General features: G+C 63.7%; 7 protein-coding genes and 3 tRNA genes. 1 reads left to right on the top strand and 9 read right to left on the bottom strand.

Translation table 11 applies throughout. The annotated features are described in order from the left end of the window. Positions 1 to 330 precede the first annotated feature (330 nt). The 9 genes from VAE54_RS02370 to VAE54_RS02330 all read right to left on the bottom strand — a co-directional run bounded on the left by VAE54_RS02370 (position 331) and on the right by VAE54_RS02330 (position 6,673). Positions 331 to 402: transfer RNA gene (locus VAE54_RS02370), tRNA-Ile, on the bottom strand. A 45-nt stretch (positions 403 to 447) separates the two neighbouring features. Then, a tRNA-Gly gene (locus VAE54_RS02365) sits at positions 448 to 520 on the bottom strand. Positions 521 to 526: 6 nt separating this feature from the next. Then, positions 527 to 601 (bottom strand) — tRNA-Pro (locus VAE54_RS02360). Positions 602 to 719: 118 nt separating this feature from the next. Continuing rightward, positions 720 to 1,493, bottom strand: coding sequence for a response regulator transcription factor (locus VAE54_RS02355; protein WP_322800328.1), 774 nt, complete (start codon positions 1,491 to 1,493; stop codon positions 720 to 722). A 1-nt stretch (position 1,494) separates the two neighbouring features. Continuing rightward, entirely contained in the window at positions 1,495 to 1,740 is a 246-nt protein-coding gene (locus VAE54_RS02350) for a hypothetical protein (protein WP_322800327.1), read from the bottom strand. A 71-nt stretch (positions 1,741 to 1,811) separates the two neighbouring features. Continuing rightward, a complete protein-coding gene (locus tag VAE54_RS02345) occupies positions 1,812 to 2,309 on the bottom strand; it encodes an FHA domain-containing protein (RefSeq protein ID WP_322800326.1) in 498 nt (165 codons plus the stop codon). After that, the gene (locus VAE54_RS02340; protein WP_322800325.1) at positions 2,306 to 3,796 is read right to left on the bottom strand and encodes a VWA domain-containing protein; all 1,491 of its coding nucleotides are present in this window, start codon (positions 3,794 to 3,796) and stop codon (positions 2,306 to 2,308) included. The genes VAE54_RS02345 and VAE54_RS02340 overlap by 4 nt, the downstream gene beginning before the upstream one ends. Then, complete coding sequence (locus VAE54_RS02335) at positions 3,793 to 4,473, bottom strand: PP2C family protein-serine/threonine phosphatase (RefSeq protein WP_322800324.1); 681 nt, start codon at positions 4,471 to 4,473, stop codon at positions 3,793 to 3,795. Before VAE54_RS02335 ends, VAE54_RS02340 begins: the two co-directional genes overlap by 4 nt. A 340-nt stretch (positions 4,474 to 4,813) precedes the next feature. After that, positions 4,814 to 6,673: a serine/threonine-protein kinase gene (locus VAE54_RS02330; RefSeq protein ID WP_322800323.1), complete on the bottom strand. Its 1,860-nt coding sequence runs from the start codon at positions 6,671 to 6,673 to the stop codon at positions 4,814 to 4,816. A 218-nt stretch (positions 6,674 to 6,891) separates the two neighbouring features. Here VAE54_RS02330 and VAE54_RS02325 point away from each other — a divergent pair. Beyond that, on the top strand, positions 6,892 to 7,701 hold an 810-nt coding region (locus VAE54_RS02325), incomplete at its 3' end, for a hypothetical protein (protein ID WP_322800322.1).

The raw sequence follows: 7,701 nt of genomic DNA, 5'->3' as shown, positions 1-7,701 counted from the left end.
GCCTGTTGCACGATGCCCAGCCCAAGCCCTACCGTCACGAGTCCAATGACCAGCGCCGCACCCGTCAGAATCCACGCCGTCCGCCTCATTCTCCGTCACTCCACCTCCTGGCAAAGCCAGGTATGCGTGGGGAATGCACCCTTATGATAAAAATGGAGGCCCGCCATCTCCAGACCAGAACCCGTTCACTTCCGCCCCATTGTCGCTCATCTTCTGATCAAAGGCCGCTCATAACCAAGCGGCGCGCTCGATGATGGATGACAACGGTTCACTGGGCAGGCGGATCCCCAGGCGTTTGGGGAAACAGGCCCCTCCCTGCAGGGGAGATTGTGGGCCCGGCAGGATTCGAACCTGCAACCGACCGGTTATGAGCCGGCTGCTCTGCCATTGAGCTACGGGCCCACCAGATCAAACAAAAGAGCACAAGAAGCCCCTTCCTTATCCAGGAGCGGGCGACGGGACTCGAACCCGCGACCTTCTGCTTGGAAGGCAGACGCTCTACCCTCTGAGCTACGCCCGCATGCAGTCGGGGCGGTCGGATTCGAACCGACGACCCCCACGTCCCAAACGTGGTGCGCTAACCTGGCTGCGCCACGCCCCGCAATTTAATTATAACACATCCCTCGCCGCGCGAACCTCTATCGGGATCAATAACGATGCGATCCAGGCGCTCCATTTCCTCATCCTCATCCCGGAAAATCGCGTGAGGGTGAACTCTGTCAAGCCCCCGGACGCTCCGCCGCCCGTTGCTTGAGCCGCTCCAGCTCCCCGCCCCGGAAATCCACAAACCGGTATCCCACCCCTCGCTCAGTCAGGATATAGCGCGGCTGCGAGGGGTCCGGCTCGATCTTCTGACGGAGATAATTGATATACAGCCGGAGGTAATGGGTTTCATCCCGGTATTCATAGCCCCACACCTTGGCCAGCAAGCTCTCATGGGTCAGCGTCCGGCCCGCGTTATTCACCAGGTGATACAGCAGCCGCCACTCCGTCGGCCGCAGCTTGATCTCCTTCCCCCCGGCGATGACCACCCGCCGGTTGAAATCGATGGTCAGGTAATCATCGATCCGAATCGCTCCCCCGGCTGTGGCCGGGGTATCCACCCGCCGCAGGACCGCCCGGATTCGGCTCACCAGCTCGCGAGGGGAAAAGGGCTTGGTCACGTAATCATCCGCCCCCAGCTCCAGCCCCCGCACCTTGTCCGCTTCATCCGCTCGAACGGTGAGCATGATCACCGGGACCGTGCTCACCTCCCGGATCATGGCCAGGGTCTCAAAGCCATCCAGCTCCGGCATCATCACGTCCAGGATCACCAGGTCCGGGAGCAGCTCCTTGACCTTCTCTAAGGCCTCCAGGCCATTGGAGGCCTCAAAGACCTCGAAGCCTTCCAGTTCCAGGTTCAGGCGGATGAACTGCCGCACCCGCGCCTCATCATCCACGATCAGGATCCGCCGGCGCTCCGACGTCTCGGGCCGGATAGGGATAGGCGCCATCTCAACGCTCCCGCACGAAGCTGATGATCTCGGCCTCTTCGCGCGAGCTCAGGACTTCCACGAAGGAGATCCGATGCCATGGGATGATCACCTGCACGGCCTCCGGGTCGATGTAATGCACCTCCTTCCCATCCCGGAGGCGGATGTTGGTGCAGATCAGGACCTGGTCCTGAGGCTCCGGTAGCCGCTCGACCTCCGCCAGAATCGGATCCGCGTTGACCAGATGGATCAGGATCGTATACCCCATCGCATGCTCCTCTCACAGCCATACCAGGCTGGTGTTCGCCTCCGCTCCGCGAACGATCCGGGATGGATGGGCTACAGGAATCCCACCCGGATGGAGATCTGCCCCAAACGCAGCTCGTCTCCATCCCCCAGCGGATGGGGGGAGTAGGGCTCCAATCGGCTTCCGTTTAGATATGTTCCATTTGTGCTCCCCAGATCCTCGACATAGAATCGGTCGCCATGAAAAAAGATACGCGCGTGACGTCGGGAAACCCCACCCTCCAGCCCCCCATCGGGCGTCAGATCCACCTGGGGGAAGATCCCCCGGCCCACATCCAGCCGCCCCACCAGGACCTCCTGATCGGGACGGATCACCACACGGCGGCCGGAATTCAGCACCTGAAGCACCAGGCGCTGCGGACCGGCATCCGCCACTGAAGGGGATTCAGCCGGCCATTCCGCCGGAATGGATACGCCCTCTGGGAGCGGCTCGGTGCGTAACGGCCCGCCGGTGAGCAGATAGACCCCGCATTCCGGGCAGAACAGCGCGCCGACGGGGTATTTCCGGCCACATAGCGGACATTCGATCATGGCGTTCCTCCCGGCTCGGGCGGCGGAAGCATCAGCATCCGCGTCCCGTATTTTAAGGCCAGCTGCCGGCTTCTGGAAACGGAGTGGCCCCGCAGCAGGCGGGTGGCCGCCACCAGCGCTTCCCGCGCCAAGTCCTTCACTCCCAGCTCGAGCAAACGGGTGCCCACTTGTTGAAGCTTATGGGCACCCTCCATCCATCTCCCAGCCTGAACATCTACCCAGGCCTGCTCCTGCATCTGATAGATCACCACGCGAGATAAGGCCTCCAGCACCGGCTCGGGCGGGGAGGGCATCAGCGGCTCCTCGGGAAGAGCATGGGCCTGAATGGAGAGCTCGGCCTCATCGAGTTGCGGCGGGTTCCCCGGGATGCGAACCTGTGCCCTCAGCCGGGCCACCTCCAGGAAACCCGGCTCCAGCGGCGGGAGGGCGAACTCGATCAACGCTTGAATCGGGCGGGAGGCATGCAAAGCCCCCAGATACCAGCGGGAATCCTCCCGCGGCGGGACCCGAAGCTCCGGCGCGACCTGGTAAAGGGCCGTCACCAGCACACCCTCCGCGGGCTCCACCATCAGCCGCACGTCCTCTGCGTAACGATCCTGTAATCCAGACAGATGCTCCAGAAAGCGCCGGCGGATCTCTCCCGGCGATGCAATGTAGCCCGAGACCCCCCCACTGCGGGCAGCGATCTCATCGAGCAGGGCGTCGTTCCAGTCCTCCCCGATCCCAAAGGCACTGATGCCGATCCCAGCCTCCCGCGCCTGATCCGCCAGGGTCCGGCATCGGTCCTCATCCCCGTAGGTCCGGCCATCCGTGAGGAGGATCAGGTGGGAATGGACACCCGCCTGGCGGGCGCGGAAAAGCTCCTGGAACCCCAGGAGCAGTCCCTGGTAGATCTCCGTGCCTCCTTCCGCCCTCAGTGTTTCCAGCCGCATCGAAAGCCGGTGACGCTCCCCCCCTGGGCTCAAGGGCCAGATCACCTCTGCCCGATTGTGAAAGGCCACCACCGCCATGCGGTCGTCAGGCCCCAGCTGGTCGGCCAGTTCCAGCGCGGCGGCCTTCACCTGCTCCAGCCGCTCCCCTTTCATCGAATTGCTACGATCGATCACCAGACAGAGATGAAGCGGCTGGCGAGCGATCGGATGAGGTCGGGAGGGCTCTATCGTGAGCAGCGCATAGAGAATTTGCGAGGTGGAGAGGACAGGCAGAGCAGAACAGCTCAGCAGAAGGCGGAACCGGAGGAACGCTCCCCGGCTACCCCACCGCGTCTGCCAGCGCCGGTCATATTCCGCCCGCTGCTCCGGATCCGATAGCACGGAATATGCCTCGTGGACCAGGCGGAACAACAGAGAGGTCCCCGCCTCAGGGCGCACGTCCGGATGGACCTTCCGCGCCAGCGCCCGGTATGCTTTTTTGATCTCCTCTACGCTCGCGGAGGGGGAGACGCCTAAGATCGCATAGTAGTCCACGAACTCGTCGTGAACGCTCATCGCCCGATCAGGATCACGGAGATGTTATCGTGGCCACCCGCGGCCTTCGCTTCCTGAACCAGCCGGTGGCACGCCTCATGCGGGGAGGTGCTTTCCCAGATGACCTGCAGGATCCGGTCCTCCGGCACCTCCCCCCACAATCCGTCCGTGCAGAGCATCAACCACGCATCCTGGGGAAGGGAAACGCGGCGATAGCCCGGATTCAATCGGCTGGGATGCCCCAGCGCCTGATAGAGGACGTTTCGCGGAACCCCTGCGGCCTCCTCCTCGCTCAGCTCTTTCAACGAGATCATCCGCTGGACCAGAGAATGATCCTCCGTGAGCTGTTCCAGCCGATCCGGCCAGACCAGATACGCGCGGCTGTCTCCCACATGGATCAGATGCACGCTCTCTCCGATCACCAGCGCTCCCACCACGGTTGTCCCACCCCCCGGCACCGCCTGGAGGATCTGGGCATTGGCTGCCTGCAGCGCCTCCTCCAGCAACTCTTTAACCGGAAGGTCTGGGCCCCGATGGGCCAGATGAGGGATCAGAAGGCGGGTGGTCAGATAACGGGCGATCTCCCGGACAGCCAGATCGCTGGCCTGTTCGCCCCCCCGGTGCCCTCCCATCCCATCCGCGAGCAGGAACAGACCCAGGGGCAACAGCTCCCGGGAGCCCTGGTAAGCGAAGTGCATGATCAGAATCGCATCCTCATTGCTGGGCCGAACCAGGCCCGGATCCGTGGCCCAGCCAAGACGAAACCCCCCTGCCCGCTGGGCTGGCATGGGAGGAAGCGGCAGGGTTCCTCCCCTCGGTTCCTCCACAGGAGAAGGCGGAGTTCCCGGCCCGGAACCGGGAACATCCCTCTGGACGTCCGGGGGCACTGACGAGGCGCTCTCCCGGGTTTCCGGTCGCTGGAAAAGGCGCTTGAGCCATTTCATGCCTTGGCTATTCTCCTATCCGGCGAGGGTTTACCTCATCCCCTGAAGGGATCGCGGACCGATGTTTACTCCCCGAACAGGGCAGGGCTGCTCGTTAAAGACTTAACGCGTAAACCCGATAATCCATGGAAGTGACCAAGAGAATCCCCTCCCACCACTCCGGGGCGGAGACGATCGGACCGCCGGTCTGGAAGGACCAGAGGGCATTCCCGTTGCGCGCATCCATCACATACAGGCAGCCATCGGTCGCTCCCACTATGACCCGGCCTTCCAGCACCAGGGGAGGAGCATTCACCTGCCCACCGGTCTGGAATCGCCAGACCGGATTCCCCGTCCGGGCATTCAAGGCATAGAGAAAGCCATCCGCCGATCCCACATAGATCACGCCTTCCGAGACCACGGGGGAGGAAAGCACCGGCTTCCCGGTCCGGAACCGCCAGATCGCCCACCCGGTCCGGGCATCCAGCGCATACACGTGCCAGTCCCACGATCCCACCACGACCAGCTCCCCGTCCACCCAGGGCGAGGCGGTCACCCCCCGACGGGCCACGAACTGCCAGCGAAGGCGACCCTGGAGATCCAGGGCATACACCCCGCCGTCCTCGCTGCCGATCACCAGCGTCTCCCCATACAGGCCGGCCGATGACCGGATCGGGGCGCTCAAGGTCATCTTCCAGACCACCCGGCCGCTGTCCAGATCCACCGCGTAGAAAATCCCATCATCGGCGCCCAGGAAAGCCAGGCCGGCGGCGATCCGTGGCGTCGTATAGATCGGCCCGCCCAGCTCCAGCGCCCACAGGAGCTCGCCATCCTTCGCCCGCAGGGCGTAGAGCCGGTGGTCCAGCGAGCCCACCACCACCCGATCCGAGGCGACCGCCACGGCGCCGCCGATGCCGCCCTCCGTCGCAAACTTCCAGAGGAGCCTTCCATCCTCTGCGGAGAGGGCATAGACGTTATGATCATAAGAGGTCACGAAGACGATCCCCTCCGCGACCACCGGGCGGGAACGGATCTCATCCTCGCAGACGAAGGTCCACTTCACCCGATACGGCGCGCTCCTGGATGGAGCTTCCCGAGGGGCCATTGAATGCGCAGGCGTCCGCATCCCCATCGCCGCCAGCAATGCCTGTTTCATCTCCAGGGCCGATTGGAACCGGCGCTCCGGATCGTATTCCAGGGCGCGCATGACCACCTGGGCGATGGCCTCCGGGACCGCCGGGTTGATCCGGCGAATCGGGCGCTCGTGAAAAGAGAACGGGGGCTCCAGGCGCGGATCCTGACGCGTCAGCAGGTGATGCAATGTGGCCCCCAGGGCATAGATGTCCGTGCGGGGATCTGCCACGCCTCGATATTGCTCTGGCGGGCTATAGCCCTCTGTCCCGATCATCGTCCCCCGCTGCCCGGCCTGGAACACCTTGGCGATCCCGAAATCCACCAGGAACACCCGCCCGTAGGGATCCACCATAATATTGGACGGCTTGAGATCCCGGAAGATGATGGGCGGCTGCTGGGAATGAAGATAATGGAGCACATCGCAGATCTGGAGCGCCCAGTTCACCACATCCTCCACCGGCAGCATCCCCTCCGTGCGCCGCAGAAGCGTCTCCAGATCCTGTCCTGGGATATACTCCATGACGAGATAACTGCGCTCGCCTTCTACAAAGTAATCGTAAATCTTGGGGATAGCGGGATGGCTGAGGGTGGCCAGGAGGGCCGCTTCCCGCTCAAAGCTCTGTTGCGCCAGCGCCCGCATCCGGGGATCCGGGATGTGGCTGATCATTTCTTTGATCGCACAGAGACGCCGTACCGGGGAGAAGCGGAGGTCCAGGGCCAGATAGACGGTGCTCATCCCTCCTGTCCCGAGCACCCGCTCAATGCGGTATCGTCCCTGCAGGACCTCGCCTGCTCTCAGAAGGGAAGGGGTTTGTATGGGATCCAGCCGCTGGGTTTCCATAAAGTTCGCCTCTTCCCGGAGTCCTGCATTCTATCGAGTTCCCTTCCATCATACCGATATCGTTAAGATTTTCTGACCTTACTTTGGTCATCGGTCCCCCGCGCCCCCTCAAGGGTCCCGGGGGATCAGACCTAACCCCCCGGCCCCCTTCCCTCGTCGGGAAGGGGGAGCCCGAAAATCCCCCCTCCCCGAAACGGGGAGGGGAAGGGGCTCCAGCCATGCGATTACGGGAAGTCATTCGTTATTATGAGCCCGCGTTGCTGGCGGAGATCCTCCAGCAGCAGGGCTGGCCCGTGGAGGGGCTGCCCGCTGTCGGTGATGATCTGGCGGGCCGGCTCGGCGACCCGGATCGCCTTGCGGCGCTCTGGGCTCAGCTCCCGCCGGAGGGCCGCGCCATGATCGAAGGGCTGCGCCGGGCCGGAGGCGCCATGCCGGCTCTGGCCTTTTTGATTTTATATGAGATCATGGGGGGTGGCACATCAGGGACCCCTTTCGAAACCCTCGCGGTCCGTCTCGCCGCCTCCGGCCTGATCTACTGGCACTCTGCCGGCCGCCCCATCCGCTCCCTACTCCCCCAAGGGGAGGCCGTTCTACCGGTTGAGGTGGCCGAGGCCCTTCCCCATCCCGAGCCGCCAGCGCCTTCCCTTGTGATCCCGGCTTCCCCTCTGCGGCTGGGACGGGATCTGGGGCGCTTCGGCCGCTTCCTGCGACGGTTCCCCGAGATCACCCTGACCCGCGAAGGACGTCTACCCATCCGCTGGGTGCGGCACCTGCAGCGCTGGCTGGGACATGAGGATCCTGCTCAGGGATCCATTTATCTCGCTTTCCTTCAGCAACTGCTGGAGCGAATGGGGGTGCTCCGAACGCATGGAGCGACCCTGATGCTGGATCTGCGGCATCCGTTTTGGGGGCAAGGGGCTCTTGATCGGGCCCTGGCCGCCTTCCGTGTATGGAAAGGCGAAGACCCCGAGGATCTCCTCAACAACGGGATGCTCTCTCCGGGTTCCCTGCGCGCTCGCGTGGAACAG

Origin of the sequence: Thermoflexus sp. (genome assembly GCF_034432235.1) — a bacterium.
GTDB lineage: Bacteria > Chloroflexota > Anaerolineae > Thermoflexales > Thermoflexaceae > Thermoflexus.
Note: the sequence above shows the minus strand (reverse complement) of the source record. Positions and strands in the feature narration are given on the sequence as shown.

What these genes read in the sequence shown, in the direction of transcription:
- VAE54_RS02355 (WP_322800328.1), bottom strand. Translation starts at nt 1,493, where the DNA reads ATGGCGCCTATCCCTATCCGGCCCGAGACGTCGGAGCGCCGGCGGATC.
- VAE54_RS02350 (WP_322800327.1), bottom strand. Translation starts at nt 1,740, where the DNA reads ATGGGGTATACGATCCTGATCCATCTGGTCAACGCGGATCCGATTCTG.
- VAE54_RS02345 (WP_322800326.1), bottom strand. Translation starts at nt 2,309, where the DNA reads ATGATCGAATGTCCGCTATGTGGCCGGAAATACCCCGTCGGCGCGCTG.
- VAE54_RS02340 (WP_322800325.1), bottom strand. Translation starts at nt 3,796, where the DNA reads ATGAGCGTTCACGACGAGTTCGTGGACTACTATGCGATCTTAGGCGTC.
- VAE54_RS02335 (WP_322800324.1), bottom strand. Translation starts at nt 4,473, where the DNA reads ATGCACTTCGCTTACCAGGGCTCCCGGGAGCTGTTGCCCCTGGGTCTG.
- VAE54_RS02330 (WP_322800323.1), bottom strand. Translation starts at nt 6,673, where the DNA reads ATGGAAACCCAGCGGCTGGATCCCATACAAACCCCTTCCCTTCTGAGA.